At 56.0% G+C, this 26,831-nt stretch carries 24 protein-coding genes and 3 pseudogenes; 14 read left to right on the top strand and 13 right to left on the bottom strand.

From position 1 onward, the window contains the following. Nucleotides 1-129: 129 nt before the first annotated feature. On the bottom strand, nt 130-1,509 hold the full coding sequence (cls, locus tag ACJJU9_RS24805; protein WP_227024798.1) for a cardiolipin synthase: 1,380 nt from the start codon (nt 1,507-1,509) through the stop codon (nt 130-132). Continuing rightward, nucleotides 1,502-1,588 (bottom strand): annotated as a pseudogene (locus ACJJU9_RS24800) (hypothetical protein); the annotation flags it as partial. The gene cls and the pseudogene ACJJU9_RS24800, both read right to left, overlap by 8 nt. Nucleotides 1,589-1,703: 115 nt before the next feature. Here ACJJU9_RS24800 and ACJJU9_RS24795 point away from each other — a divergent pair. Continuing rightward, nucleotides 1,704-2,222, top strand: a complete 519-nt coding sequence (locus ACJJU9_RS24795) for a DUF3617 domain-containing protein (RefSeq protein WP_407729755.1) — start codon at nt 1,704-1,706, stop codon at nt 2,220-2,222. 50 nt (nt 2,223-2,272) lie between these two features. Here ACJJU9_RS24795 and folE2 read toward each other — a convergent pair whose 3' ends face one another. Then, nucleotides 2,273-3,169 (bottom strand): GTP cyclohydrolase FolE2, encoded by an 897-nt coding sequence (gene folE2 / locus ACJJU9_RS24790; RefSeq protein WP_407729754.1) that lies wholly within the window; start codon nt 3,167-3,169, stop codon nt 2,273-2,275. Nucleotides 3,170-3,318: 149 nt separating this feature from the next. On the opposite strand from folE2, the gene zigA reads away from it, so the two are divergent. Genes zigA through ACJJU9_RS24775 form a run of 3 tightly spaced genes read left to right on the top strand, consistent with a single transcriptional unit; the run spans nt 3,319 to nt 6,189 of the window. Beyond that, nucleotides 3,319-4,527 (top strand): zinc metallochaperone GTPase ZigA, encoded by a 1,209-nt coding sequence (gene zigA, locus ACJJU9_RS24785; RefSeq protein ID WP_153328747.1) that lies wholly within the window; start codon nt 3,319-3,321, stop codon nt 4,525-4,527. Then, a complete protein-coding gene (locus ACJJU9_RS24780; protein WP_048373498.1) occupies nt 4,524-5,174 on the top strand; it encodes a DUF1826 domain-containing protein in 651 nt (216 codons plus the stop codon). Before zigA ends, ACJJU9_RS24780 begins: the two co-directional genes overlap by 4 nt. Before the next feature lie 40 nt (nt 5,175-5,214). Next, a complete protein-coding gene (locus ACJJU9_RS24775) occupies nt 5,215-6,189 on the top strand; it encodes a CobW family GTP-binding protein (RefSeq protein ID WP_407731034.1) in 975 nt (324 codons plus the stop codon). A gap of 224 nt (nt 6,190-6,413) precedes the next feature. Here the strand turns inward: ACJJU9_RS24775 and ACJJU9_RS24770 are convergent, their stop codons facing one another. Then, entirely contained in the window at nt 6,414-6,821 is a 408-nt protein-coding gene (locus ACJJU9_RS24770; protein ID WP_048373496.1) for a DUF3301 domain-containing protein, read from the bottom strand. A gap of 113 nt (nt 6,822-6,934) precedes the next feature. On the opposite strand from ACJJU9_RS24770, the gene pdxY reads away from it, so the two are divergent. Beyond that, the gene (pdxY, locus tag ACJJU9_RS24765; protein ID WP_407729753.1) at nt 6,935-7,807 is read left to right on the top strand and encodes a pyridoxal kinase PdxY; all 873 of its coding nucleotides are present in this window, start codon (nt 6,935-6,937) and stop codon (nt 7,805-7,807) included. 109 nt (nt 7,808-7,916) lie between these two features. Here pdxY and ACJJU9_RS24760 read toward each other — a convergent pair whose 3' ends face one another. After that, nucleotides 7,917-8,402, bottom strand: coding sequence for an acyl-CoA thioesterase (locus ACJJU9_RS24760; RefSeq protein ID WP_048373808.1), 486 nt, complete (start codon nt 8,400-8,402; stop codon nt 7,917-7,919). A gap of 287 nt (nt 8,403-8,689) precedes the next feature. On the opposite strand from ACJJU9_RS24760, the gene ACJJU9_RS24755 reads away from it, so the two are divergent. Continuing rightward, nucleotides 8,690-10,450, top strand: a complete 1,761-nt coding sequence (locus tag ACJJU9_RS24755) for a cation:proton antiporter (RefSeq protein ID WP_153332418.1) — start codon at nt 8,690-8,692, stop codon at nt 10,448-10,450. An 83-nt stretch (nt 10,451-10,533) separates the two neighbouring features. On the opposite strand, the gene ACJJU9_RS24750 is transcribed toward ACJJU9_RS24755, so the two are convergent. The 3 genes from ACJJU9_RS24750 to uvrD all read right to left on the bottom strand — a co-directional run bounded on the left by ACJJU9_RS24750 (nt 10,534) and on the right by uvrD (nt 14,321). Then, a complete protein-coding gene (locus ACJJU9_RS24750; RefSeq protein WP_407729752.1) occupies nt 10,534-10,941 on the bottom strand; it encodes an SMI1/KNR4 family protein in 408 nt (135 codons plus the stop codon). 136 nt (nt 10,942-11,077) lie between these two features. Next, entirely contained in the window at nt 11,078-11,932 is an 855-nt protein-coding gene (locus ACJJU9_RS24745) for a Tim44 domain-containing protein (protein ID WP_407729751.1), read from the bottom strand. Nucleotides 11,933-12,140: 208 nt separating this feature from the next. Further along, nucleotides 12,141-14,321: a DNA helicase II gene (gene uvrD, locus ACJJU9_RS24740; RefSeq protein WP_153331008.1), complete on the bottom strand. Its 2,181-nt coding sequence runs from the start codon at nt 14,319-14,321 to the stop codon at nt 12,141-12,143. 446 nt (nt 14,322-14,767) lie between these two features. On the opposite strand from uvrD, the pseudogene ACJJU9_RS24735 reads away from it, so the two are divergent. The 3 genes and pseudogenes from ACJJU9_RS24735 to ACJJU9_RS24725 form a co-directional block, all read left to right on the top strand. Next, nucleotides 14,768-16,447, top strand: a pseudogene (locus ACJJU9_RS24735) (putative bifunctional diguanylate cyclase/phosphodiesterase); the annotation flags it as partial. Nucleotides 16,448-16,603: 156 nt separating this feature from the next. Continuing rightward, on the top strand, nt 16,604-17,470 hold the full coding sequence (gene hexR / locus ACJJU9_RS24730) for a transcriptional regulator HexR (protein WP_048373728.1): 867 nt from the start codon (nt 16,604-16,606) through the stop codon (nt 17,468-17,470). A 180-nt stretch (nt 17,471-17,650) separates the two neighbouring features. Continuing rightward, nucleotides 17,651-17,863, top strand: coding sequence for a PA3496 family putative envelope integrity protein (locus ACJJU9_RS24725; protein ID WP_048373729.1), 213 nt, complete (start codon nt 17,651-17,653; stop codon nt 17,861-17,863). Here ACJJU9_RS24725 and ACJJU9_RS24720 read toward each other — a convergent pair. After that, entirely contained in the window at nt 17,805-18,767 is a 963-nt protein-coding gene (locus ACJJU9_RS24720; RefSeq protein ID WP_407729750.1) for a LysR family transcriptional regulator, read from the bottom strand. The two genes, ACJJU9_RS24725 and ACJJU9_RS24720, sit on opposite strands and share 59 nt — an antisense overlap. 192 nt (nt 18,768-18,959) lie before the next feature. Between ACJJU9_RS24720 and ACJJU9_RS24715 the strand changes: the two genes are divergently transcribed. From ACJJU9_RS24715 to ACJJU9_RS24700, 4 genes are all read left to right on the top strand, one after another. Beyond that, nucleotides 18,960-20,375 (top strand): acetyl-CoA carboxylase biotin carboxylase subunit, encoded by a 1,416-nt coding sequence (locus tag ACJJU9_RS24715; protein ID WP_048373732.1) that lies wholly within the window; start codon nt 18,960-18,962, stop codon nt 20,373-20,375. Nucleotides 20,376-20,386: 11 nt separating this feature from the next. Beyond that, nucleotides 20,387-22,195 carry a sodium-extruding oxaloacetate decarboxylase subunit alpha gene (gene oadA / locus ACJJU9_RS24710; RefSeq protein ID WP_153333142.1) on the top strand — a complete coding sequence of 603 codons (1,809 nt, stop codon included), beginning with the start codon at nt 20,387-20,389 and terminating at the stop codon, nt 22,193-22,195. A 484-nt stretch (nt 22,196-22,679) separates the two neighbouring features. After that, nucleotides 22,680-23,012 carry a hypothetical protein gene (locus ACJJU9_RS24705; RefSeq protein WP_407729749.1) on the top strand — a complete coding sequence of 111 codons (333 nt, stop codon included), beginning with the start codon at nt 22,680-22,682 and terminating at the stop codon, nt 23,010-23,012. A gap of 208 nt (nt 23,013-23,220) precedes the next feature. Then, a complete protein-coding gene (locus tag ACJJU9_RS24700; RefSeq protein WP_153336118.1) occupies nt 23,221-23,649 on the top strand; it encodes a hypothetical protein in 429 nt (142 codons plus the stop codon). 176 nt (nt 23,650-23,825) lie between these two features. On the opposite strand, the gene ACJJU9_RS24695 is transcribed toward ACJJU9_RS24700, so the two are convergent. Then, nucleotides 23,826-24,269 (bottom strand): hypothetical protein, encoded by a 444-nt coding sequence (locus tag ACJJU9_RS24695; protein ID WP_407729748.1) that lies wholly within the window; start codon nt 24,267-24,269, stop codon nt 23,826-23,828. A gap of 63 nt (nt 24,270-24,332) precedes the next feature. Then, complete coding sequence (locus ACJJU9_RS24690; protein WP_407729747.1) at nt 24,333-24,761, bottom strand: hypothetical protein; 429 nt, start codon at nt 24,759-24,761, stop codon at nt 24,333-24,335. Between the two features lie 764 nt (nt 24,762-25,525). On the opposite strand from ACJJU9_RS24690, the pseudogene ACJJU9_RS24685 reads away from it, so the two are divergent. Next, a pseudogene (locus tag ACJJU9_RS24685) lies at nt 25,526-25,624 on the top strand (transcriptional regulator); the annotation flags it as partial. Nucleotides 25,625-25,680: 56 nt separating this feature from the next. Here ACJJU9_RS24685 and ACJJU9_RS24680 read toward each other — a convergent pair. Further along, on the bottom strand, nt 25,681-26,361 hold the full coding sequence (locus ACJJU9_RS24680) for a GNAT family N-acetyltransferase (RefSeq protein WP_407729746.1): 681 nt from the start codon (nt 26,359-26,361) through the stop codon (nt 25,681-25,683). A gap of 14 nt (nt 26,362-26,375) precedes the next feature. Then, nucleotides 26,376-26,828 (bottom strand): N-acetyltransferase family protein, encoded by a 453-nt coding sequence (locus ACJJU9_RS24675; protein WP_407729745.1) that lies wholly within the window; start codon nt 26,826-26,828, stop codon nt 26,376-26,378. Between the last annotated feature and the right edge of the window lie 3 nt (nt 26,829-26,831).

Genomic DNA, 26,831 nt, shown 5'->3' with positions numbered 1-26,831 from the left:
TGATCCTTATAGTAAGTAGCTCGGCCTTGCACCGAGCTACGCAGCTTAAGGAGCGGCTAAGAGACTGTCTCAACGCGGGAGGCTTTTCAGACATGCCCGATCGTAGGTTCAGACATGTCTTACGTTCCCTTATAAAACCGGTGAAACCAGACGCGCCACACGCATGCCCAGTTGCTGCAGGCGGTGAGTCGACTTGATGTCTTCACTGGTGATTTCGCGGCTCAACGCGAAGTCGTCCATGAGCATGTGTTCCACATCGGCGGCGAACGCTTGGTCTACCGTCAGCAGCATCACTTCGAAGTTAAGACGGAACGAGCGGTTATCCATGTTGGCGCTGCCAATTGCGCTGATCTCGTTGTCTACCAATACGGCCTTCTGGTGGATAAAACCGGGCTGATAACGGAACACCCGTACGCCTGCGCGAACCGCTTCGAAGGCATACAGGCTGGACGCGGCGAAGACGATTTTATGGTCGGGGCGCGACGGTATCAGGATGCGCACATCCACGCCGCGCAACACGGCGAGGCGCAAGGCGGAGAACACCGCTTCGTCTGGCACAAAGTAGGGGCTGGTGATCCACACCCGTTCATTGGCGGCATGAATGGCTTCGACGAAAAACAGCGAGCAGGTTTCGTAAGGATCGGCCGGGCCGCTGGCCATGAATTGGCAGAGCACGCCCGTCTCGGGGTAACTCTTGGGCAGGATCAACGGCGGCAATTGCCGCGATGCCCAGAACCAGTCTTCAGCAAACGATTCCTGCAAGCAGGCCACCACCGGGCCGCTAACTTCGACGTGGGTGTCTCGCCATGGCGAGAGCGGAGGCTTGGCGCCGAGGTATTCATCGCCCACGTTATGCCCGCCAACAAAACCCAGCAGGCCGTCTACGACCACCACTTTACGGTGGTTGCGGAAGTTGATCTGGAAGCGGCTGATCCAGCTGCCGCGTGTGGCAAAGGCGTAGGTTTGCACGCCACCGGCACGCAGTGTTTCGCCGTAACTTTTGGGCAAGGCGTGGCTGCCGATGCTGTCGTACAGCACATACACCGCGACGCCTTCGGCGGCTTTTTCCAGCAAGAGCGCCTGGAGCTTTTTGCCAAGGTCGTCGTCGTGAATGATGAAGAACTGCACCAGCACGACTTTTTCAGCAGCGCGAATGGCTTTGAAGATCGCGTCAAAGGTGGCGGTGCCATTGATCAACAAACGCACGCTGTTATTCGCCAGGCACGGCATTCGCCCCAATCGAGGCATGGCGCGCAACGAGCCGTATGCTTTGGAGTTCCGAGCGGTGAGAGCTTCTTCCACCCAGGGGCGCCAGTTCAAGTCACTGATGGCCTCACGCATTTCCTGATTGGCTTCGCGGCGCGCTTTGATGTAATCGTCAAAGGTGCTGCGGCCAAAGATCAGATACGGGATGAGCGTCACGTAGGGAATAAAGAACAATGACATGGCCCAGGCAATGGCGCCTTGTGCTGTTCTGACGGTTAACACTGCATGCACGGCGGCAATCAAGCCTAAACTGTGGAGCAGTAATATCAGGTATCCAATGACGTGCGGGCCTAAAAAATCCATGCGTATCCTTACTCCTCAATGTCCAACGCTAAGTACAACAGACCGTGTTCTGATGCGAATGTGCTATTCAGCTTCGAGTGCAACACTCGCGATCATTCGGCGTCTAACGCTGACAATTCCATAGGAGTGACTTAATGAATGTTCATCTGCTAGGGGTGTTTCTAGCGTGTGGTTTTTCGATCCCTGTGGCCCAAGCGCAAATGCTGCAACCGGGTCTGTGGGAAGTGACCTCGAGCAATATGCAGGTAGACGGCCAACAGTTGCCAGACCTGCAGGTAATGTTAGGACAGTTTCAGAACATGATGACCCCGGAGATGAAAGCTCAGCTGGAAAGCCAAGGCGTCACCCTGGGCGGTAAAGGTATCCGTGTATGCCTGACACCCGAACAGGTGCAGTCGGATGATATTCCGCTGGCTGATCCCAAGTCCGGGTGCAATCAGCAGATCACTGAGCGTAGTGGAAATCAGTGGAAGTTTCGCTTTAGTTGCCCAAATGCTCAGGGGGCTGGAGTCGCCACATTTGCCAGTGACCGTGAGTTCACCACGGCGGTGATCGGCTCATTCAATGCAACGGGCGTTGCGCAAAAAGGCAGCATGGACACGCGTGCTGTGTGGCTGGGGCAAAACTGCGGCGCCGTTAAACCCCGCACGTAATTCAGAGGGGTCGCGCAACGTGTTCCACGCGGCGCGCCCCCTCCATTGGTTTAATGCGCTTTCCAGTTCCAGCGACTCTCTGCCACAGCGTCATGGCTGTGCAGACTTTCAGCGTGAACCACCTTCAGATTAAAACCCTGCACCCCAGGCACTGCCTTAAGCGCCACATTCAATCGCCGCGCCGCGTCCTCACAAAACATCAAATTCTGCCCATTGGCCAAGGCGAAGGCTTGTTCGTCAGCACGTTTCACAGCGGTCTGTACGGCGGTGCCCAGCGCCGCTTCGGCCTCATCAATGATCACTTCGATCGGTAGGGCTCGCTGATCGTTGCTGAGCTGGGTTTGCAGAATCGCTGTGCTTCTTTGGCTGTGAGGCGTCGCCACAATGCCCTGCGAACTGCCTAGCCAGGCTAAAACATCGGCGTGTTCTAACGACTTGTTGGCGAAGTCATTCGCGAATTGCTGCTGAATAAGTTGGCGAGCCAAGGCCGCCGAGCAGGGGCAAGTCGATGAGTAGTTCACTTCAATTTTTAGTTCCACGTGGAACATTCCGTTTTTCAGAGACGCATCGATGCTCACCGGATAGGTCTTCCAACCACTTAGAGGGCTGACCAACGCCGGACGTTTTAACAGCATCTGGGTGTGGATTCGCAGGTAGGCACAGATCGATAAATCATCGTGACTGTCGAGAAATTGCTGCAAAATTTTTTTCAAAAGTAGCGGGTTCAGGTCCTGCGACTCGAGCATTTCGAGCGCTAAATAAAGTCGTGACATATGAATGCCACGCGCTTCGCCGTCGTCCAGACTCACGCCGGCGTCGGCTGTTGCCGTGAGCCGCTGACCTTCAATAACAATCGGCAAGGCAATGCCACACATCCCGACCCAATCCAGTGGAACAATTTGTCGGGCGTTTTGTGAAGCAATGTCGGGAAGGGTTAAAGCATTCATAAAGGTCTTCCATCGGGAGGTTGGGCTTAATGTTACAAGATAACAATTCTGATGCTTTGTATTGTTATAATGTATCATTATCGGCATACCCGAATAGGGTCAGTCTTCAAGCGGGCGCTTTGACCTGCCAACCCTGATGAGGAAGTCCCATGCGTAAACGTCTACCAGTGACCGTGTTGTCTGGTTTTCTCGGTGCAGGAAAAAGCACCCTGTTGAATTACATTTTGCGAAACCGCGAGGATTTGCGCGTGGCGGTCATCGTCAATGACATGAGTGAAATCAACATTGATGGTGGCGAGGTTCAGCGAGACGTCAGCCTGAACCGAGCTGAAGAAAAATTGGTCGAAATGAGCAACGGCTGCATCTGCTGTACCTTGCGTGAGGACCTGCTGGAAGAGGTCAGCAAGTTGGCCAATGACGGCCGCTTTGATTATTTATTGATCGAATCCACGGGCATTTCAGAGCCGTTGCCAGTGGCTGAAACCTTTACCTTTCGCGATGAGTCGGGCCAAAGCCTGGCCGATATCGCCCGCCTGGATACGATGGTGACGGTGGTCGATGGCCTGAATTTTCTGCATGACTATCAAGCCGCAGAAAGCCTGGCGTCCCGTGGCGAGACCTTGGGCGAAGATGATGAGCGCTCAATCACTGACCTGCTAATTGAGCAAATCGAATTCGCTGATGTGATTTTGATCAGCAAAATTGACCTGATCAGCAGTGTCGAGCGCCAGGAATTAATCGCCATTCTTGAGCGTTTGAATGCACACGCCGAAATCATCCCGATGGTGATGGGTGAAATTCCGCTGAAAAAGATCCTTGATACCGGCCGTTTTGACTTTGAACGCGCAGCTCAAGCACCGGGTTGGCTGCAAGAATTGCGCGGTGAACATGTGCCTGAAACCGAGGAATACGGCATTGCTTCTACGGCCTATCGCGCGCGGCGTCCGTTTCATCCCGAGCGTTTTTTTAACTTTATTGACCGCCCCTGGACCAACGGCAAATTGCTGCGTTCCAAGGGCTTTTTCTGGCTGGCCAGCAAGTACCAGGAAGCGGGCAGCTGGTCACAGGCCGGTGGTCTGATGCGCTACGGATTTGCCGGGCGCTGGTGGCGTTTTGTGCCCCGTGAGCAATGGCCGCAAGACGCAGAAACCAAGGCCGAAATTCTTAAAAAATGGCTGCCGGAGACTGCAGATTGCCGTCAGGAACTGGTGTTTATCGGTCAGCACATCGACTTTGCCCTGCTTTCGGCCGAGCTGGATGCCTGCCTGCTCACGGACCAGGAAATGGCCCTCGGCGTAGAGGGCTGGCAGCAACTGAATGATCCGTTCGGCGACTGGTATGACGAGGTGGCGGCATGAGTAACGTTGTACGACTTATCCGGCCGTTGGTCGGACATGTCAGTGGGCAAACGCCCGAAACCATGACGCGGATCCTCGACGATGAGGTCAATCTGGCTATTTGGCAGCGCCAATTACCAGTGCACATCAGCCATTTTGCAGAGCTGTTGCTCTCGCTCGGTGAACCGCTGGCGGATGCCTTGGTGCTTGAAATGGGCGATGAAAATGCCCAGCCCAACCTCAAGGGCTTGGCCTCCCGATTTAACGATCTGGACGGCTATGAGGGCTTCATTGCTGATATTTCCTGGCTGGTCAGTGCCTACGCCTGTTTATTAGGCGCAAAACGCGTGGGCCTGCGTCTCAGGGCCCTGGATAAGGCCATGTGCCCACGGTTTCACGTCGACCATGTGCCTGTCAGGCTTATTACCACGTACGCAGGGCTTGGGAGCCAGTGGTTGCAGGAAGGCGTGATGAACCGGCGTCATCTCGGTCAGGCCCAGGCCGAACCCGCCGAGCCATCGCGTATTGAGCAGGTGAACACCGGTGATGTGGCGTTGCTCAAAGGCGAGAAATGGCAAGGCAACGAGGGCGCGGGGTTGATTCATCGCTCTCCGGCCCTGGCAGACGGTGAGCGGCGACTGATTTTGACCCTGGATTGGTTGGCCTGAGGCATATTGCTGCTTTCGATCAAAACAGAAGCTGGCGATGATGTTGCAGAACATTCCTACCCACGTAATTGCCGGGCCTTTGGGTGCCGGCAAAACCAGCCTGATTCAGCACCTGATGACGCAAAAGCCCGCCGACGAACGCTGGGCTGTACTGGTCAATGAGTTCGGCCAAATTGGTCTGGATGCGGCCCTGATGGGCGCTGGAAGCGACGCCATAGCCATTGCTGAAGTGGCCGGTGGTTGTGTGTGTTGCGTCAACGGTGCGCCATTTCAAATCGGTTTGAGCCGTCTCTTGCGCAAGGCCCGCCCTGATCGGTTGTTTATCGAGCCGTCGGGGTTGGGGCATCCCGCGCAAATTTTAAAACAGCTCAGTGAAGCGCCCTGGTTGGGGGTTTTGGCGTTGCAGCCGTGCGTGATGGTGCTCGATGCACAGGCGATGGCTCAGGGAAAAACGCTCCCGGAAACCCAGCAAACGGCCCTGAAAAGTGCCGGTTTATTGGTCATGAATAAATCTCATAGTGTGCAAAAAGAACAACGTGAGCAGATTGCATACGGCCTGCCAAGGTGCCCGATTTTGTGGGTCGAGAATGGCCGAATCCCTTTAAAATCGCTGCCTGTAGCCGACATGAAAGATATTCATCCTGTGGATAAGTCATTGATTTATAAGGATATTATTCAGGTTTGCAGCATTTTTACTGACCCCGGAATCCCTATACAGCAGGCTCAGCTTCAACCTGAAGGCTGGAGTGTGGGGTGGCGCTGGCATGCCTCGCGGCAATTTGATGTGAGTCGCTTGCAGGAGTGGCTGAAAAGCCTCGATTGGCGGCGCGCCAAGCTGGTTGTCAGGGCGTCAGAGGGCTGGTTTTCGAGTAATTCTGTGGATAACTCGCTGCAATCCTGGAAACCCAGCGAGTGGCGTCAGGATTCACGCCTGGAATTGATCTTTGAGCAGCCGCAAGACCTGGATGTGCTCCGCGCCGGGCTGGAAAGTTGCCTGATAAAGGCAGAAGGCTGAGCCAAGAAGGGCCTGAAACCCAGTGTTTACGGGGATTTTGTGCTGGTAAAATTGTCTTACAATTTAAACTGTGTGCAGCAGATTTATCGCTTAAAAATCTGCGCGAGGCGTCTAAATCAAGGGTTTCAGCGGAGTTATCCACAGGCGCTCACAACTCGCGACTCTCTGGACAACCAGAAGATCGCGAGGCAAGCGCAGACAGGCGTGGGCGTTATGGAGGCGGCTCAGTGGCGGGTCTTGCTGTGTTCCTGACGCCATTGGCTGAGTTCAATCACCTGAGCGCTGTGCACGACCGCTGGCTCAGGTTCTTCCTCGGCCCTGACCGGGTAGGGCGGCAGGTCAATTTTGGCGCTGTGGGCGCCGAACTGAGTGATAGTCCCGGTATGGCGCTGATCGCCAGTGACCGTAAATTCGAAGTTATACACACGGGCCAAGCGCTTTTGCCCATTGGCATCAGCGATAAAGCCAATTTTTTTCAGCGCCACGTTGTCATCGAGCAACTCGATATCGAGTTTTCGACAATGCTGTTTGACCCGTTCGAGCGCACGCTCACGCAGGCCGTGGTTGTGCCACAGCCAGGCAGCGCCCGTTGCCAGCAGCATCAGCACAAACATATTTCCCAGGGTCAGCATTCAATGCGCTCCAACAGATTGGGTTCAGCTTAACTGTGTCTTCAGCCTGTCGTACAGGTCATGTTTAGTCGCATACTGCGTGGCTTGAATCCACCCGCAGTATGGAATCCGGCATGAAACGTACACCTCACTTACTCGCCATCCAATCCCACGTGGTTTTCGGCCATGCCGGCAACAGCGCAGCTGTGTTTCCTATGCAGCGTGTTGGCGTGAATGTCTGGCCTCTGAACACGGTGCAGTTCTCTAACCACACTCAGTATGGTCAGTGGGCGGGCGAAGTGTTGGCCCCAGAACAAATTCCTGCACTGGTTGATGGCATTGCCGCGATTGGCGAGCTTGGCAACTGTGATGCCGTGCTGTCGGGCTACTTGGGCAGCGCCGCGCAAGGGCGGGCGATTCTGCGCGGCGTGGCCCGTATCAAGGCCACCAACCCGCATGCGCTGTATCTGTGTGACCCGGTGATGGGGCACCCGGAGAAGGGCTGCATCGTGCCGCAGGAGGTAAGTGATTTTCTGCTCGACGAAGCGGCCGCCGTCGCTGACTTCTTGTGCCCTAATCAGTTGGAGCTGGACAGCTTTTGTGGCCGTGCGCCGCAATCACTTTTCGATTGCCTTGCGATGGCGCGCAGCCTGTTGGCGCGGGGGCCAAAAGCGGTGTTGGTGAAGCATTTGTCGTATCCCGGCAAGCCTTCAGAAAGCTTTGAGATGCTGCTGGTGACTGCCGAGGGCAGTTGGCACCTGCGCCGCCCGCTGCTGGCCTTTCCGCGCCAGCCAGTGGGCGTGGGCGATCTGACGTCCGGGTTATTCCTGGCGCGCGTGTTGCTGGGTGACAGCCTGGTGGCGGCCTTTGAATTCGCAGCGGCAGCGGTGCATGAAGTGCTGCTCGAAACCCAGGCCTGCAGCAGCTATGAGTTGCAACTGGTGCGCGCGCAAGACCGCATTGCCCACCCGCGTGTGCGGTTTGAGGCGGTGCCGATCAGTTTGTAAGCTGCCACTTTAGCCAATACCGTGTAGGAGCGAGCTTGTCTCGCGATCTTTTTAATCGTTTAAAAGATCGCGAGGCAAGCTCGCTCCTACAGAGGTTGGACGGTGTGGCTTACAGCGTTTCGTCTTTCAATTCGCGATAGCGTTGTTCCAGTTCCTGACGGATCTGGCGACGTTGCTTGCCCTGGATAAAGCGGCGTTTATCTTCGCTGTTCAATGGTTGCAAAGGCGGTACAGCCGCCGGTTTGCGGTCGTCATCAACCGCCACCATGGTGAAGAAGCAGCTGTTGGTGTGGCGCACTGAACGTTCACGAATATTTTCGGTGACCACTTTGATCCCGACTTCCATCGAGGTGTTGCCGGTGTAGTTGACCGACGCCAGGAAGGTCACCAGTTCGCCGACATGAATCGGCTCACGGAAAATAACCTGGTCCACCGACAAGGTGACCACATAACGTCCTGCGTAGCGGCTCGCGCAGGCGTAAGCGACCTCGTCGAGGTACTTGAGCAGGGTTCCGCCGTGAACATTGCCAGAGAAGTTGGCCATGTCCGGGGTCATCAAGACCGTCATCGACAATTGGGAGTTTCCGGGTTCCATAGCAGCAGGCTCGCGGTTGTGTTGCAGCAGTGAAGTGGGCATCTCTGCGGACGCTTTGTGATTTTTTGAAACAGTTAATAACGGGACGCTGTCGCTTTGGCTGTCGTCACGCTCTGTTGTATCTGTTTCCATATATTGCACCGCCTTTCAGCCAGAAGTCGCGGTGTTAGCGTGCAAATGTCCTTCGTTCGGACAATTCCTACACTTAAAACAATCGAGATGCGCAGCGTATCAAGCTGTGTCTGTCGTTTTGTTGCCGGGCAAAAATTATAAAGGAGCGTCACGCCATGCATGCCATCAGCTTTATCCAGGATTTGGCAGTCATCATGCTGGTCGCAGGCGTGGTGACTATTCTGTTCCACCGGTTCAAGCAGCCGGTGGTGCTGGGTTACATCGTGGCAGGTTTTATTATCGGCCCGCACACCCCGCCTTTTGGCCTGATTCACGATGAAGAAACCATCAAGACCCTGGCCGAACTCGGGGTGATCTTTTTGATGTTTTGCCTGGGTCTGGAATTTAGCCTGCGCAAACTGTTCAAGGTCGGGGCCACCGCGTTTATCGCAGCGTTTATGGAAATTACGCTGATGATCTGGATCGGCTACGAAATTGGCCGCTGGTTCGACTGGAACACTATGGATTCGCTGTTCCTGGGCGCGATCCTGGCGATTTCTTCGACCACCATCATCGTTAAAGCGCTGAACGACCTGAAGATGAAAAACGAGCGCTTCGCGCAGCTGATTTTTGGCGTGCTGATCGTGGAAGACATCTTGGGCATCGGGATCATTGCCTTGCTTTCGAGCATCGCCGTGAGCGGCAGTGTGAGCCCGGAAGAAGTTTTTTCGACGGTCGGCAAGTTGTCACTGTTCATGATCGTCGCGCTGGTCATCGGCATCTTGCTGGTGCCGCGCGTGCTGGCCTATGTGGCCCGCTTTGAAAGCAACGAAATGCTCCTGATCACCGTGCTGGGCCTGTGTTTTGGCTTCTGCCTGTTGGTGGTCCGGCTGGAATACAGCATGGTGCTGGGCGCCTTCCTGATCGGCGCGATCATGGCTGAATCCCGTCAGTTGCTGAAAATCGAACGCTTGATCGAGCCAGTACGTGACCTGTTCAGCGCGATCTTTTTTGTCGCCATCGGGCTGATGCTCGACCCGGCCATTTTGATGGAGTACGCCCTGCCGATCGTGGTGATCACCGTCGCGGTGGTACTGGGCAAGATGCTTTCGTGCGGGCTGGGCGCCTTTATCGCCGGCAATGATGGACGCACCTCGCTGCGTGTCGGGATGGGCCTTTCACAGATTGGCGAATTCTCTTTCATCATTGCGGCGCTGGGCATGACCTTGCAGGTCACCAGCAGCTTCCTGTACCCCGTAGCGGTCGCGGTATCGGTACTGACTACCTTGATGACGCCTTACCTGATTCGCGCCGCAGATCCGCTCTCGCTCAAGCTGTCGCACGTGGTGCCGGGGCGTGTGTCACGGGTGTTTGGGTTGTATGGGGAATGGCTGCGCAGCATTCAGCCGCAAGGCGAGGGGGCTTTGCTCGCGGCGATGATCCGCAAGATCTTGCTGCAGGTGGGCGTCAATTTGGCCCTGGTGATCGCTATTTTCTTTACCGGCGGCTTTTTCGCCCCGCGAATCGCGCGTTACCTACAGGGCTGGATCCTGGAGCCGAGCTGGCAGAAAGGCATGATCTGGGGCCTCGCCTTGCTCCTGTCGCTGCCGTTTTTGATTGCGGCGTATCGCAAGCTCAAAGCGTTGTCGATGTTGCTGGCCGAGATGGGCGTTAAACCGGAAATGGCCGGGCGGCACACACAGCGTGTGCGTCGGGTGATCGCTGAAGTGATCCCGATTCTGTCGTTGCTGGTGATTTTTCTGCTGCTGTCAGCCTTGTCGGCGAGCATCTTGCCGACCAACGAACTGCTGATCGTGATTGCCGTGGTGGCAGCGGGCGTTGCGGCGGTGTTGTGGCGCTGGTTTGTGCGTATTCACACGCGTATGCAGGTGGCGCTGCTGGAGACGCTGGATAACCACAAAGAAGGCAGCCACTGAAAACTGTGCAGGAACGAGCTAGTCTCGCGATCTTTTGATCGTTTAAAAGATCGCGAGGCAAGCTCGCTCCTACAGGGCGTTTATCAGCTTTCCAGCCAGACGTCGCGCGCCCAGTGCCAAACCGACTCCCAGGTTTCTTCGGTGACCAGCTCTTCTTCAGCGGACCACAGCACCACGGTGCCGTCTTCTTCGACGCAGTAGAAGTCGTCACCGTCCTGGCAGATGGGGATCAGGCTGCGATCAACGCCGGCATCCCAGGCGTTCGCCGCCACATCCGGCAAGTAGGTGTGGGACTGAGGGTCGGTCACGGTGACCGGCTCCAGGCTGCCATAGACAATGTCGCTGACGGTCAGCAAAAACTCCCGGAAGACAAAAGGAATATCGATGAACAATTGTTCTTCGATTTCGACCAGCAGGTCCTCGTCAGGCAGTTCCAGAGGAACAGGTACCGGTTCGTTGGCTTCACGTAATTGTTCGATAATTTCTTCCACGACCTCAATCCTCATGCTCTGTATGGCGCGGTTTATATGACGGGCTTTATACAGTAGCTCGTTATAAGTGCAATCGTGAAATGCAAAGCCCCGGACAAGTCCGGGGCTTTGGTTACAGCATGTAATGCCTGAGGGATCAGCTGTTCTGGCGGATACCGGCAACCAGCCAAGGCTGGTTCTCGCCTTGTGGGCGTTCCATGTTCCAGCTTTCGCTGAAAGCTTCGCCTTGGTCGAAACGCGAGTTTTTCGAGATGCCGCTGAAGGTCAGGGTGGCGATCGTCTTGTCGGCGCGATCATCTACACCTTCAAGTTGAACTTGCAGATCGTCGATGTAGGTCGACTGGAAGCCGTCACCCAGCTCAGCACGCTCGCGCTTGAGGAACTCAAGCATTTGCGGGGTCACGAACTCGGCGATTTTGTCCATTTCGTTGGCATCCCAGTGCTGTTGCAGGGATTGGAAATGGTTACGCGCAGCTTCCAGGAAGCTCTGTTCGTTGAACCAGGCCGGTGCGTTGATCACCGGACGGGCTGCGGCAGGAGCAGCCGAACCGCCGAAGATCGAGTTCAAGGCTGGCTTTTGCTCGAACACTTCGCGTTGCATCGGCGCATGGCCAGCAGGGGCCATGTCAGCTTGTTGCTTGCGTCGACGCGCGGCAATGAAGCGGAAGATCACAAAGGCGATGACCGCCATGATCAGGATGTCGAAGAACTGCATGCCCTGGAAGCCGCCACCCATGAACATGGAGGCCAGCAGGCCGCCAGCCGCGAGGCCAGCCAGAGGGCCGAGCCAGCGCGAAGCACCGCCGGCTTTGGCAGCGGCGCCCGCAGCGCCTGCGGCAGCAGGTGCTGCTGCGGCTGGAGCCGCTTGGCGAGTTTGATGGCTTGGCGCTGAACCGGCGCTTTTGCCGCCGCCGAAGCGTTTGGCGTTCGCGTCGAGGCTCATCGTTAAACCGATGCACAACGCCATGGCGATGCTAAGAAAACGTTTCATAAAGGGAATTCCCATTTGTGGATGACACGCGCGCCATGTTGCACAGGTGAGGTGTGACTGGCTAGCAGTGAAATGTTTCGGGCTTTTGCCTGATTGGGTGTAGGACGGATCCTGAAGTCACGTAATACATGTAGGAACCAGATTGCCTCGCGATCTTTTTGACGCTCAAAAGATCGCGGGGCAGCTCGCCCTACAGGCTATTAACGTGTCAGACGGCCTCTAGCTTGGCGTAGCCCATCATCAGCCACTTGCTGCCGTCGGGGAAGTTCACCTGCACCCGGGCCTGTGCGCCAGCGCCTTCAAAATTAAGGATCACGCCTTCACCAAACATGGCATGCCTAACCAGCTGGCCCAGCTTGAATTCGGTTTCGGGAATTTCCGAACCGCCGAACAGCGTGCTGGCGCTTTGTTTCTGGCCGCCGAAAGGGCGACTGACACTGTTGGACAGACGAACTTCCTGGATCAGACCTTTAGGTACTTCACGCACGAAGCGCGAAACCTTGTTGTAGGTCTCAGCACCATAGAGGCGTCGGGTTTCTGCATAGGTCATGACCAGGTTGTGCATCGCCCGGGTGATGCCCACGTAGGCCAGGCGACGCTCCTCTTCAAGGCGGCCGGGCTCTTCCAGGCTCATCTTGTGCGGGAACAGCCCTTCTTCCATGCCCACCAGAAACACGTACGGGAACTCCAGGCCTTTGGCGCTGTGCAGCGTCATCAGCTGGATACCGTCTTCGTGCTCTTCGGCCTGGGTATCACCGGCTTCCAGCGAGGCATGACCGAGGAAGGCGGCCAGAGGCGACAGCTCTTCGTCTTCTTCATTGCTTTCAAAGTTGCGCGCCGCGCTCACCAGTTCCTCAAGGTTTTCTACCCGGGCCTGGCCTTTTTCACCTTTTTCCGCCTCGTGGTAGGCAATCAGCCCACTTTGCTCGATCACGGTCTGGGTCATCAGGTGCAGCGGCATGTCCATGACTTTGGCGGCGAGGTTCTCGATCAGCTCGATAAAGCCTGCGATGGCGCCAGAGGCACGGCCCGGCAAGGCTTTATTGGCGATCAGCTGGCGCATGGCTTCCCACATCGACACATCGCTGTGACGGGCGTGCTCGCGGATGGCCTCGACGGTTTTTTCACCGATGCCCCGCGCCGGAACGTTGATCACCCGCTCCAGTGCTGCATCGTTGCCGCGGCCTTCGAGCAAGCGCATATAGGCCATGGCGTTTTTGATTTCAGCGCGTTCAAAGAAGCGCTGGCCACCATAAATACGGTACGGGATACGTTCGCGCAGCAAGGCTTCTTCCAGCACCCGCGACTGGGCGTTGGAGCGGTACAAAATAGCGATGTCGTTGCGGGCCAGGCCGGTGTTCAACGCGCTCTGGATGGTTTCGACCACATAACGCGCTTCATCATGCTCGTTGAAGGCCGCGTACAAATTGATCGCTTCGCCATCACCGCCGTCGGTCCACAGCTCTTTGCCCATTCGCCCGCTGTTGTTGGCAATCAGGGCGTTGGCGGCTTTGAGGATGCCGGCCGTGGAGCGATAGTTTTGCTCCAGACGAATGGTCTCGGCGTCCGGGAAGTCGGTCGAGTACTGGTAGATGTTTTCGATCTTGGCGCCGCGCCAGCCGTAAATCGACTGATCGTCATCGCCTACCACCATCAAGCTGTCGCCACCTTTGGCCAGCAAACGCAGCCAGGCGTATTGCACGGCGTTGGTGTCCTGGAACTCGTCGACCAGGATGTGCCGGAAGCGTTTTTGGTAATGTTCCAGCAAGCCCGGGTGGTCCCGCCACAGATCGAGGGCGCGCAACAGCAGCTCAGAGAAGTCGATCACGCCTGCACGCTGGCAGGCGGCCTCGTAGGCTTCATAAATGCTGCGCATGGTGCCCAGGAACAAATCGCCGCTGGCTTGAATGTGCTGCGGGCGCAGGCCTTCGTCTTTCTGGCCGTTGATAAACCATTGGGCCTGACGCACCGGCCAGCGCTGCTCATCGAGCCCCAGATCACGAATCACCCGCTTGACCAGGCGTTGCTGGTCATCGCTGTCGAGAATCTGAAACGTCTGGCTCAAACCGGCTTCTTGCCAGTGAGCCCGCAGCAGGCGGTGTGCCAGCCCGTGGAAGGTGCCCACCCACATACCGGCCGGGTTGATCCCCATAAGCTGCTCGATACGATGACGCATCTCGGCAGCGGCCTTGTTGGTGAAGGTCACCGACAGCACGGAGTGCGGGGACGCGTTTTCGACCTGGATCAACCAGGCGATACGGTGCACCAGCACACGGGTTTTGCCGGAACCTGCGCCGGCCAGGACCAACTGACGCCCAATACTGGCCGTGACGGCCTGACGTTGGGCATCGTTGAGGGAATTTAACAAGAGAGAGAGATCTTCGCGCATCGACGCATTCTAGGGTGCCGGGGCAAACCGGGCAAACACCAATCCAGTTCTGTTGGGCCGTCTGTCGTGGCGTTGTGCCAAACGCCAAAAAAGAGTGTCTACAAGCTGTTACGTCATTGGTTTGGTTAACTGCAATAATATCGTCTATTTTTTGACGTTTCATCGTTTGGTCGTGGGCGCTGCTTGTGTATGCTCGGGCGACTTTTTTGGCTCATCTCCCTTGAATAAGAACGTTGCCGATGAATCAGAGTTTTACCTCCCTGGGGATATATTCCGGCTTAGGATTCGGGCTTTTTCTGGCTCTGCTGGGTGCATTCGTCTGGCGAATCGATCTGATTAATCAGCGTCGTAAAGTGCGTAATAAAAAATTCAAAAGCGTGTTCGAGGAACTGCAGGACGCCAATTTTCGCAGTGAGCAGCTCAACGCTGAACTTGCCCGCGAGGTCGAGCAGCGTCGGCTGGCGTCGACGGTGTTCGAGGCCGCCAGCGAAGGCATCGTGATTCTTGACCCCACCTATAAGATGCTCACGGTTAACCAGGCGTTCAGCCGGATCAGCGGGTATGCCGTGGCAGAGCTGGTGGGCCGCCGTGTTGATGAGCTGGCCTGCAGCCGTGATGCGCGGCGGCATTTTCCGATCATTCAGGCCTCGCTGGCAGAGCACGACAGTTGGCTGGGTGAACTGGTAGAAACCCGCAAGAACGGCGAACTCTACCCGCAATGGTTGCAACTCAAGGTGGTGCGTGACGACGCCGCGCAGGTCAGCCATATCGTGGCCTTTATTACCGACCTGTCGGCGCGGCGTATCGTTGAGGCGCGGGTACGCCACCTGACGCATTTTGATGAGCTGACGGGGCTGGCCAATCGGCTGCTGTTCAAAGAGCGTCTGGAAGAGGCCAATCAGCGCGTCCGCCAAGGCACGTCTAGAAACCTGGCATTGCTGCACATCGACCTGGATCGCTTTAAATTGCTCAATGACAGCCTCGGGCCGGAGCTGGCGGACCAAGTGCTGCAAAAAATTGCAGAGCGCCTGACCAAGGCATTGCCCGAAGCCGACACCATTTCGCGCCTCTCCAGCGATGAGTTCGCCGTGCTGTTCGATGCCTACGGCAGCCTGACCAGCCTGGCGCGGGTTGCCACCCGGCTGATGGGCAAGCTGAGCCGGCCGATAGTGGTCGATGGCCACGAGTTGGTGGTGAGCGCATCAATGGGGATCAGCTTGTTGCCCGATGGTGCCCGAGATATCGCCCAGTTGGTCAGCCAGGCCAACAAAGCCATGCAACAGGCCAAACACATGGGTGGCGGGACGTTTCAGTTTTTCAGCCACAGCTTGCAACACAGCACCCTTGAGCGTTTGCAGTTGGAAAATCAACTGCGCAAAGCCATTCGCGAACGCAAGCTCAGCGTTTTTTACCAGCCTAAGCTTTGCCTGAAAACCGGTCGTCTGGATGCCGCCGAAGCCTTGGTGCGCTGGGATCACCCGGAGCTGGGCAGCGTGTCGCCGAGCGACTTTATCGCGCTGGCTGAAGAAACCGGCCTTATCGTGCTGATCGGTGAGTTTGTGCTGCGCGAGGCTTGCCGTCAGGCCGCGCAATGGCAACAGTCGGGGCTGGCGCCGATACGGGTGTCGGTGAACCTGTCGGGCCATCAATTGCGCCAGGGCAACCTGGTCAGTCTGGTGCGCCAGGTGCTGGAAGATACCGGGCTGGCGCCGCACTGCCTGGAGCTAGAGATCACCGAAAGCCAGTTGCTTGAAAATGTCGACTACGTGATCGCCACCTTCCAGCAATTGCATGAATTGGGCGTGAAACTGGCCATTGATGACTTCGGCACCGGCTACTCATCGCTCAGCTACCTCAAGCGCTTTGCCGTGGACTACGTAAAAATTGACCAGACGTTTATCCGTGGCGTGGGCACCTGCGTTGAGGACGATGCCATCACCAAGGCGATCATTGCCATGGCCCACAGCCTGGAGTTGAAAGTGGTGGCCGAGGGCGTTGAAAACGAAGTGCAACTGGCGTTTCTCAAGGAGCATCAGTGCGACGAAGTGCAGGGTTACTTGATCAGCAGTCCGACCAACGCTCAGGCCATGGCTGATTTATTGCGGGCCGGTGTCGCCATTTGGTAGTGGTGAGAAAGGCTACATGCCCTGAAAACACGGCATTTTGCCGATAAGACTTGCGAGACTACGACGTATTGGTTGGGCAAAAAACGAATTCTTGTAGTATAACTACAAGATTGCTACATCCCCGGCGCCCGCCGCTTCCAGACCGAGTCCTGCCTTTTGAACCTGCTGCAACATATCGCCCAGTCACGCCACTTGTTACGTAAATCGGAACTCAAGGTCGCCGATCACGTGCTGCTTGATCCTGCGGCTGTAATGCACAGTTCCATGGCCGACCTTGCTCACAGCGTGGGTATCAGCGAACCCACCATCGTGCGCTTTTGCCGGGCGATCGGCTGTTCGGGGTTTCAGGACCTAAAACTCAAGCTGGCGCAAAGCCTGGCAGCGGGTGCCAGTTTTGGTCAGTTTGCGATTCATGAAGACGATTCGGTTGCCGATTACAGCCTGAAAATCTTCGACACCACGCTGCACACCTTGATGGATGTGCGCGAAAAACTCGACCCGGTGGCGTTGCAGCAGGCCGTGACCGCCATGTCGCAAGCGCAGCGCGTGGAGTTTTATGGCTTTGGTGCATCGGGCGCTGTGGCGGCGGATGCGCAACATAAGTTTTTCCGGTTGTTGCTGACGGCGGCGGCGTATTCCGACCCGCACATGCAGGCGATGTCGGCGGTGACCTTAAAGCCGACAGACGTGGCCATTTGCATCTCGCAGTCCGGGCGTTCCAAAGACTTGCTGATCACCGCCAACCTGGTGCGTGAAAGTGGCGCGACGCTGATTACCTTGTGCCCAAGCCAAACGCCTTTGGCTGAACTGGCAACGGTAAACCTGGCGATCGACGTGCACGAAGACACCGAAATCTATACCCCGCTGACCTCGCGTATCGCCCACCTGGTGGTGATTGACGTGTTGGCGATGGGCGTTGCCATGGCCCGCGGCCCGAGCCTGGTCAACCACCTTAAAAGCGTTAAACGCAGCCTTCGCAGCCTGCGTCTGTCGCCAAAATCGCTGAAAAGCCACGAAGATTAACCCCCCCCATTTCGCTGTAGGAGCGAGCTTGCCTCGCGATCTTTTGATCGTTTAAAAGCTCGCGAGACAAGCTCGCTCCTACAGGTCGTCACCGTTCATCCCCCTGTCACTGCACGTTCGCAAAGTCGTCACAAACAAAGTCCATCGTGAAACTCCCGTACACGCCTTGGGAGACTCGAAATGGCCCAGCCTTACGAAGAACGCAACAGCGCCGTCAAAACCCGCCGTCAGCAAGAAGACCAGCGTCGCATGGCCTTTCGTCGTGCGATTGAAGACCTTACGGACCAGCGTCAGCTGCGCCTGGAAACAGCCGATTACCCTGATATCGCTGCACTCAATTACTGGCAGACCCCGTCGGCAAATGGCCGTCGAACCGCTCAACCAGCGCGCTGATTTGTTGGCGTTCACTGCGAATAAATTCCAGGAACGCATGCGCCACCGGTGACAGGCGTTTGGCTTTAGCCTGCACCAGGCACCAACTGCGATACAGCGGCAATTCTTCGACCGGCAGCTCCTGCAGCAAGCCGGTCGCCAGCTCCAGGCTGACGGCGTGGCGCGTTAACAGCGCCACGCCTAACCCGGCCACTGCGCACTCACGTTGCGACTCGTTCGATGACACTTCCAGGGTTTGATTGAAGTGCACGCGTTTTTCCTTGAAATATTCCTCACAGGCCATGCGCGTGCCCGAACCTTGCTCGCGCATCAGCAAGGTATGCGGTTCAAGGTCTTGCAAGCGCAGCGGGCCACGCTCGCACAGCGGATGCCCGGCCGGGGCGACGGCAACGATGGGGTTATTCAAGAACGGTAGAAACTCCAGGCCCATGTCCAGCGGCACCATCGACATGATCACCAGGTCATCGCGGTTGTCCGACAGCCTGCGCACGGCCTGCGCCCGATTGACCACCGTGAGCTGCAAATTGACCTCTGGGTGCTGGCGCTTGAAGGCGGCAAATAAATGCGGCACGAAATATTTTGCGCTCGATTCGATGGCCAGTTTCAGTTGGCCTTGCAGCGAGCCCAGCATGTCTGACAGCTGCATATCGAGGTTTTCGAGGCGTCCGAAAATATCCCGGCTGGCCAGCTTAAGCGCTTCAGCAGCCTCGGTGAGGTAGAGCTTTTTGCCCACATAATCGAACAAAGGCTGACCAATCAGCTCTTCCAGCTGACGAATTTGTAGACTTACGGCGGGTTGCGTCAGCGACATTTCTTCTGCTGCGCGGCTGTAAGAGCGCAAATCGCACACCTCATTGAACACCTGAAGCTGGCGAAAAGTTATACGCATCAATGACTTACGCATTTTATTGATTTTTCTTAAGGCAAGTGAGTTGCCTGACTATAAGTCTTTGCTAATGGCAGGCCCAAGAATTATTGATTTTTGTTTATTCATGCGTAGGACTAGTGTGACAACGCAACGGTTCAGACACATTTGGACACGTGCGGACCTGGTCTAGCAGGTCGTTTGTTCCATGGGCTTTAGGGAAAAATCCAAGTGATAAAAAAGATCCTGATCGCCAACCGCGGAGAAATTGCAGTCCGTATCGTGCGTGCCTGCGCAGAGATGGGTATTCGCTCCGTAGCGGTTTATTCCGAGGCTGATCGCCACGCTTTGCACGTCAAGCGTGCGGACGAAGCACACAGCATTGGCGAAGACCCGCTGGCCGGTTACTTGAACCCGCGCAAGCTGGTGAACCTGGCCGTTGAAACCGGCTGCGATGCGTTGCACCCCGGCTACGGTTTCTTGTCAGAAAACGCCGAGCTGGCGGATATTTGTGCCGAACGCGGCATCAAGTTCATCGGCCCGGCCGCTGAAGTCATTCGCCGTATGGGCGACAAGACCGAAGCCCGCCGCAGCATGATCAAGGCCGGTGTGCCGGTAACGCCGGGCACCGAAGGCAACGTTGCCGACATCCACGAAGCGTTGATCGAAGGCGACCGTATCGGTTACCCGGTCATGCTCAAAGCCACCTCAGGCGGTGGCGGTCGTGGTATTCGTCGTTGCAACAGCCGCGAAGAGCTGGAACAAGCGTTCCCGCGTGTGATCTCCGAAGCCACCAAAGCGTTTGGCTCGGCTGAAGTCTTCCTCGAAAAATGCATCGTTAACCCCAAGCACATTGAGGCGCAGATCCTCGGTGACAGCTTCGGCAACGTTGTGCACTTGTTTGAGCGCGACTGCTCGATCCAGCGTCGCAACCAAAAGCTCATCGAAATTGCCCCAAGCCCGCAACTGACCCCGGAACAGCGCGCCTACATCGGCGACCTGTCTGTGCGCGCAGCCAAGGCCGTGGGCTACGAAAACGCCGGTACTGTGGAGTTCCTGCTCGCCGAGGGCGAGGTGTACTTCATGGAGATGAACACCCGGGTGCAGGTGGAGCACACCATCACCGAAGAAATCACCGGCATCGACATTGTTCGTGAGCAAATCCGCATCGCCTCTGGCCTGCCGCTGTCGATCAAGCAAGAAGACATTCAGCACCGTGGCTATGCCCTGCAATTTCGGATCAATGCAGAAGACCCGAAAAACAACTTCCTGCCCAGCTTCGGCAAGATCACCCGTTACTACGCGCCCGGCGGGCCTGGCGTGCGGACCGACACGGCGATCTACACCGGCTACACCATTCCACCGTATTACGACTCCATGTGTCTGAAACTGGTGGTGTGGGCACTGACATGGGAAGAAGCGATGGACCGTGGTTTGCGCGCCCTCGACGACATGCGTCTGCAAGGGGTCAAAACCACCGCCGCGTATTACCAGGAAATCCTGCGTAACCCGGAATTCCGTAGCGGCCAGTTCAACACCAGCTTCGTAGAAAGCCATCCAGAACTGACCAACTACTCGATCAAGCGCAAACCCGAAGAGCTGGCCCTGGCCATCGCCGCCGCCATCGCCGCCCACGCGGGCCTGTGAGGAATAAAACAATGTCCAAGAAAATTTTCGTAACCGACACCATCCTGCGTGACGCTCACCAGTCCTTGCTGGCCACCCGCATGCGCACCGAAGACATGCTGCCGATCTGCGACAAGCTCGACAAAGTCGGCTACTGGTCGCTGGAAGTGTGGGGCGGCGCGACGTTTGACGCCTGTGTGCGCTTCCTCAAAGAAGACCCGTGGGAGCGCCTGCGCCAACTGCGTGCGGCATTGCCTAACACCCGCCTGCAAATGCTCCTGCGCGGCCAGAACCTGCTGGGCTATCGCCACTACAGCGACGACGTGGTTAAAGCCTTCGTCGCCAAGGCGGCGGTTAACGGTATCGACGTGTTCCGTATCTTCGACGCCATGAACGACGTGCGTAACCTGCGCGTGGCCATCGAAGCGGTAAAAGCCGCTGGCAAGCACGCACAAGGCACCATCGCCTACACCACAAGCCCGGTGCACACCATCGAGGCGTTCGTGGCGCAGGCCAAGCAGATGGAAGCCATGGGCTGCGACTCGATCGCAATCAAAGACATGGCTGGCCTGCTGACACCGTTCGCCACTGGCGACCTGGTCAAAGCGCTGAAGGCTGAAATCGGCCTGCCGATCTTTATCCACTCCCATGACACTGCCGGCCTGGCTGCAATGTGCCAGCTCAAAGCGGTTGAAAACGGCGCCGAGCACATCGACACCGCGATCTCCAGCTTCGCTTGGGGCACCAGCCACCCGGGCACTGAGTCGATGGTCGCGGCCCTTAAAGGCAGCGAATACGACACCGGCCTCGACCTGGCGCTGTTGCAGGAAATCGGCCTGTACTTCTACGCCGTGCGTAAGAAGTATCACCAGTTCGAAAGCGAATTCACTGCCGTCGACACCCGTGTACAAGTTAACCAAGTGCCGGGCGGGATGATCTCCAACCTCGCCAACCAGCTCAAAGAGCAGGGCGCGCTGAACCGCATGAGCGAAGTGCTGGCCGAGATCCCGCGTGTGCGTGAAGACCTGGGCTTCCCGCCGCTGGTGACCCCGACCTCGCAAATCGTGGGCACCCAGGCGTTCTTCAACGTCCTGGCAGGCGAGCGTTACAAGACCATCACCAACGAAGTGAAGCTCTACCTGCAAGGTGGCTACGGCAAAGCGCCGGGCGTGGTGAACGAAAAACTGCGTCGTCAGGCCATTGGCAACGAAGAACTGATCGACGTGCGTCCGGCTGACCTGCTCAAGCCAGAAATGGCCAAATTGCGTGGCGAAATTGGCGCGCTGGCCAAGTCCGAAGAAGACGTGCTGACCTTCGCCATGTTCCCGGACATCGGCCGTAAATTCCTCGAAGAGCGTGCTGCGGGTACCCTGGCTCCAGAAGTGCTGCTGCCGATCCCTGAAGCGGGTGGCGTGAGCAAGGCGGGCGGCGAAGGCGTGCCGACCGAATTCGTGATCGATGTCCACGGCGAAAGCTACCGCGTCGACATCACCGGTGTGGGCGTCAAGGCCGAAGGCAAGCGCCACTTCTACCTGTCCATCGACGGCATGCCGGAAGAAGTGGTGTTCGAACCGCTCAACGAATTCGTTGGCGGCGCCTCCAGCAAGCGCAAACAAGCCAGCGAGCCGGGCCACGTCAGCACCGCCATGCCGGGCAACATCGTCGACGTGCTGGTCAGCGTGGGCGACACCGTCAAGGCGGGCCAATCGGTACTCATCACCGAAGCCATGAAAATGGAGACCGAAGTGCAGGCCTCCATCGCCGGCAAAATCGTCACCATCCACGTCATCAAAGGCGACCGCGTCAACCCGGGCGAAATCCTGATCGAAATCGAAGCCTGATACGCCATTGATTCAAACGCTTTAAACCTCGGGGGAGCATGTGCTCCCCTTTTTTTTACCCGAGATTTGACCCGGCCCGTAGGAGCGAGCTTGTCTCGCGATCTTTTAAAGATCAAAAGATCGCGAGACAAGCTCGCTCCTACGCGGGGGTGAAATCAGGCATTTCGTACGACGTTTCCCTTTCAATCCGCAGGAATTTCCGAGAAAAACCGCATCGCTTGCGCCAGCCAAAATCGGGGTCTAGTCTCGCCCCGTCGCGGCTAATCACCGATTGGGTTTGGTAGCCTGGTTCTCACCAGGGGGCAATGCTCCACCTCTGCGAGGCGCCTTTTTTCGGCCTCAGCTTTATGGTGGCCGTGCGCAGGGCGCCCTTGTGGCGCGCCGGGTCTCCTAGTGTGCCGGTCTACTAACCTGCGTGCGGCTGCCACCCCATCGTTTAGTAGCGATCAGTGACAGCTCCTTAAACCCACTAGGAGTCATCGTCATGAAAAAAATAGTTCCCGACCCGCCTGCAACTCCTCTCGAGGCGGGGCTGAGTACAGACCCGTTATTGGATCAAGCCGCCGCTGATCGCGCCTTAAATCACTACCTGCTCAAACCACCTGTGCCTCAACTCAGCAAAACTTCAAGTTTGTCATCTGTGACAGCGTTAGCTTGGAATCGGCTTTGGTCGAAACTTCAGGATTGTTGCGCTGCGCGAGTGCTTCGGCAGGCGCGTTTAAATCGTTTGATCGGCGGCAGACTCGATCAGGCCAAGGTGCAGCCCTTGGGTAATTATGTTTATGCAGTGCTGATTATTAATATTCAAGATTCTTAATAGTTAAAGTCGAAAGTTACCGTCTAGTTGTAGGAGATTATCCATGTAGGACATTGATATGTACTACATGTCGAAGATGTAGCGCCGGTTGATGTAACGTTTTAAACAAGGCGTGGTCCGGATACATACACTTCGTGGTATACCGTAATTCCACAGGCGGTACTATTGAGGGCCGCTGGAGCAGCGCAGATTAAGGCGGGCATAGATTATGCAAAATCAAAGGGCTATTAAGTGGGCGTTCTGGGGGCTTTTGGTTATTTGCCTGTTACAGGCACTCTATATCTTTATATCTTCTCCATTCAGGCCAGACCCTAGCAAAGTGGTATCAGCCACTAACGTTAGCGGAGGTGGAGCTGTTTATGAATTGCTGTACGACACTGGAGGCGCCACTGTGGCGGACACTTACAGGTATTTCCTCATGGAGGTTCAGTCTAGTGACGAAGCGGTCCTTGAAAAATCTAAAAAGATGGAGCCATTCCTCGTTACCAAGAGTGGCAATGCTGTTCGTGAGGTTACAGGAGATAAGGTGAAATTAAAAACTAATAATACGATTTATAAGTTTGTTAACATCTCAATATTTAAATTAAATGGAGAGATTCAGATCGTAAGGTTTGAACTTGATGCAACTGTCCCTTAGAAGTGGCTGCTGCCGGTCTATGAAGCGATCACGCCAATCCGGGCGAAATCCTGATCGAAATCGAAGCCTGGTACGCCATTGATCCTTTTTTTTGCCCGAGATTTGATCCCGACCTGTAGGAGCGAGCTTGCCTCGCGATCTTTTCAAGATTAAAAGATCGCGAGGCAAGCTCGCTCCTACGCGGGGGGGGGGGGCCGGGCATTTGGTCCGACGTTTCCCTTCAATTCTGTGGAAGTTTGATCGGCAGCAGACTCGATCAGGCCAAGGTACAGCCCTTGGGCGATTAATTTCTCAACGGGGATATTGATCCAGGTGCTAACGCCCTCTTTATCAATCACCGCAGTCAGCACCGCATCTCCAGAGCTCTTTAGGTTCGAGTAAGCGGGAAAGTCCATCTTGTCGATGCCTTGGCGATCCAGCACTGACTGTGCGTGTGCATGCAGCTCATGGGCTGGCATCCAACCACGCCATGTCCGTTCACCCTCGCTCATTCCAGATGCCATCTGTGCATCCCTCAGGTAGCTGGCCAGAGTGTTCCAGGGCGCTTTGAAGTCGTTGCCGTTTAGCGGGTCAGGTAGATCAAATGTCTGGTTGCGAAAATCAATATCGCGCGCTGTCAAATCCAGAAACGCGACCTGACGTTCGATCGAGGTAAATGACCCTGAAGCATCATAGGCAATATGTTAAAGTGAAAGCCTGTCCAGTGCCCTGAATGGGTTGTTAGAGGCGACGGTGTCGTGCAGCTTTTCGCCGCCGTAGAGCGATGTCAGAAGATAGTTGCTCGCCTGCAGAGACAGAGCGATACGTTGCTGCGTCTGCCCCTTAGGCAACTCCTGTAGCGCCTGCGCCTCTTTGCCGTGCTGGTGAAGGTCTTCCATCAAAGGGTCAAAGCCCTCCGCCGCCGAAGCATTACTGGTTGCAGTGCGGCGTAACAAGGCTGTTATCTCCAGGGCGGCAGCAGACAAAGACACATTGACGCTTGCACCGGCTGGCATTGCTTTAGCTGCTGTAGCGTGTGGGCTCATGGCGGTTGAGTTATCAACCCACTTAATCGTCACGCCTGGGGCAATAGCCCGATTGTTCATCAGAAAATCTGCTCGAATTTCGGTCATAACAATTCCTCTGAATCGGCAAGCCTCGGCAACTCAGGTCTGCAGATCTGGTTTCTTTAGAAGTCATTAAATGCCTGTGTCGAGCAGTACATCGACAGTCTGTTGAGATAACTTTAATAATTAATCTGCAACTGGCTGGTTGCGTTTATTTATTCAGGAAATTCTGATTGTTGATGCCCTGAAGTGTTAGTAGTAAAAGGCGAAAGTTGCAGTGTAGTTGTAGGGGATTCTCCATGTAGGGGATTGAAATGTAAGACATGTCGCAGATGTAGCGCCGGTTGATACAGCGTTTTTAGCAAAGCGTGGGCGGGAAACATACACTACGTGGGAAGCCGAAAACCTACAGGTAGTCCCAGTCCCTACACGCTTGTAGGTAGCGCTCATCTCTGAAGAGGTTCCCCCAAAATCATATGAGACTGGGAGCGACTGTCCTGGTCCAACAGTGGCTGGAAAAACTCCGGAAGGGGAACTAGATACAAGCTGCAAAACTTCAGGGGTTGAGTTTTGAACGTTTAGGCTGACAGAGTTTGCCTGCACGACACTTGTGCTTAAAACACATCCATTGAAAAGCGTAAAAAGTAGAGTTTTTTAAGACGTTGATTTCTCATTTGTGTAGTCCTTAAAGGCGAAGTGACTATTTCATGTGAAACCAGAAAGTAACGTGTGTGATCCTTGATAAAGAGCATTTGTTTAGCGTAAGCGCATTAAACACTCGATATTCAGCGCAGAGGCAAGCATTACACAGTAGGTCGGCTTTGCTGGTTGAACACGACGAGGGCAATCCCACGCTCAAATCCTTGAATGCAGTCTTCAAACCGTTCGGTCTGCAAATGGGTGTGGTGCGTCGGCCAAGAAAATTTTAAGTCCCTTCTGAACCCAAAAACGCCCAACAGGCCTTGTTGGGCGCATTGATCAAAAATTAATCAGTTAATGCTCTGCATTCTTCAAGCGTCTTGATTTGACCGCTTTTTGGTTGGTTATCCAGTGCCAGCCATTTTTCAAAGCCTGTCTCTATAGCTGGCCATTCCGTACTAGTAATGCTGTACCACGTGGTATCACGGTTCTTGCCTTTTGCTACCATATGTTGGCGAAATACGCCTTCGTATGTGTACCCTAATCGTACCGCAGTACGATTGGAACGGGCGTTTTCGCTGTTGCACTTCCATTCCAGGCGGCGGTTGCCCAGGGCGAAGGATTCCTTGGCCAGCAGGTAAGCGGCTTCGGTACTTTTCGGCGAACGCTGCATCGGTGCGCCGAAGGTGACGTGGCCGATTTCGATACGCCCGTGCTCGGGCACGATGGACATTAGGCTGAGCATGCCCTGCGCCTGTCCTGAGGCCTGGTCGATGACGGTGTAGTAGTACGGGTCTTGGCTGGCGGCATTGCTGTTGAGCCACTGGTCAAAGGCCGCACGCTCCTTGAAAGGGCCGTAGGCCATGTAGTCCCAGAGTTTGGGGTCGCCTGCGGGCCCTTCCAAGGCTAGCCATAAATCATCGCCATGGCGCTGTGGATCGAGCTTTTCCAGACGAATGTAACGCCCCTGGATGACGGGGTTGTGTGGGCGCTTGGCGGGTTGCCAGTGTTCTAGAGATTGAGGCATCGCGGGTTCCTTATTTATGACAAGGCTTTGCGAAACTGGATAAAGCCAGGGCGCTCGGCAATCCGTTCGTAAAGTTGGATCGCCGTGGCGTTGGTTTGGTGGGTCAGCCAATGGACTTTGGCGCAATGGTTGTCGCGGGCGGTGGCGTAGACGTGTTCGATCAGCAGACGACCGGCACCGGTGCCACGGATTTCGGGACTGACAAACAGGTCTTGCAGGTAGCAGGAGTTACCGATGCTCCAGTTGGAGCGGTGGTAAATGAACTGCACGATGCCCACCGCTTTGTCGCCTTGCCAGGCAATGGCCAGTTGGGTCGGTTCAGCCGGGTCGAGAAAACGCTGCCAGGTCGACTCGCTGACTTCGGCAGGCAACTCGGTGTTGTAGAAGGTCAAGTACGCCTGCCAGAGCGGCAACCACTGGTCGTGATCGGCGGCGGTGGCGGGTTTGATCTGCACGTGCTGGGTCATGTT

Origin of the sequence: Pseudomonas helleri (genome assembly GCF_045830615.1) — a bacterium.
Taxonomy (GTDB): Bacteria; Pseudomonadota; Gammaproteobacteria; order Pseudomonadales; family Pseudomonadaceae; genus Aquipseudomonas; species Aquipseudomonas helleri.
Note: the sequence above shows the minus strand (reverse complement) of the source record. Positions and strands in the feature narration are given on the sequence as shown.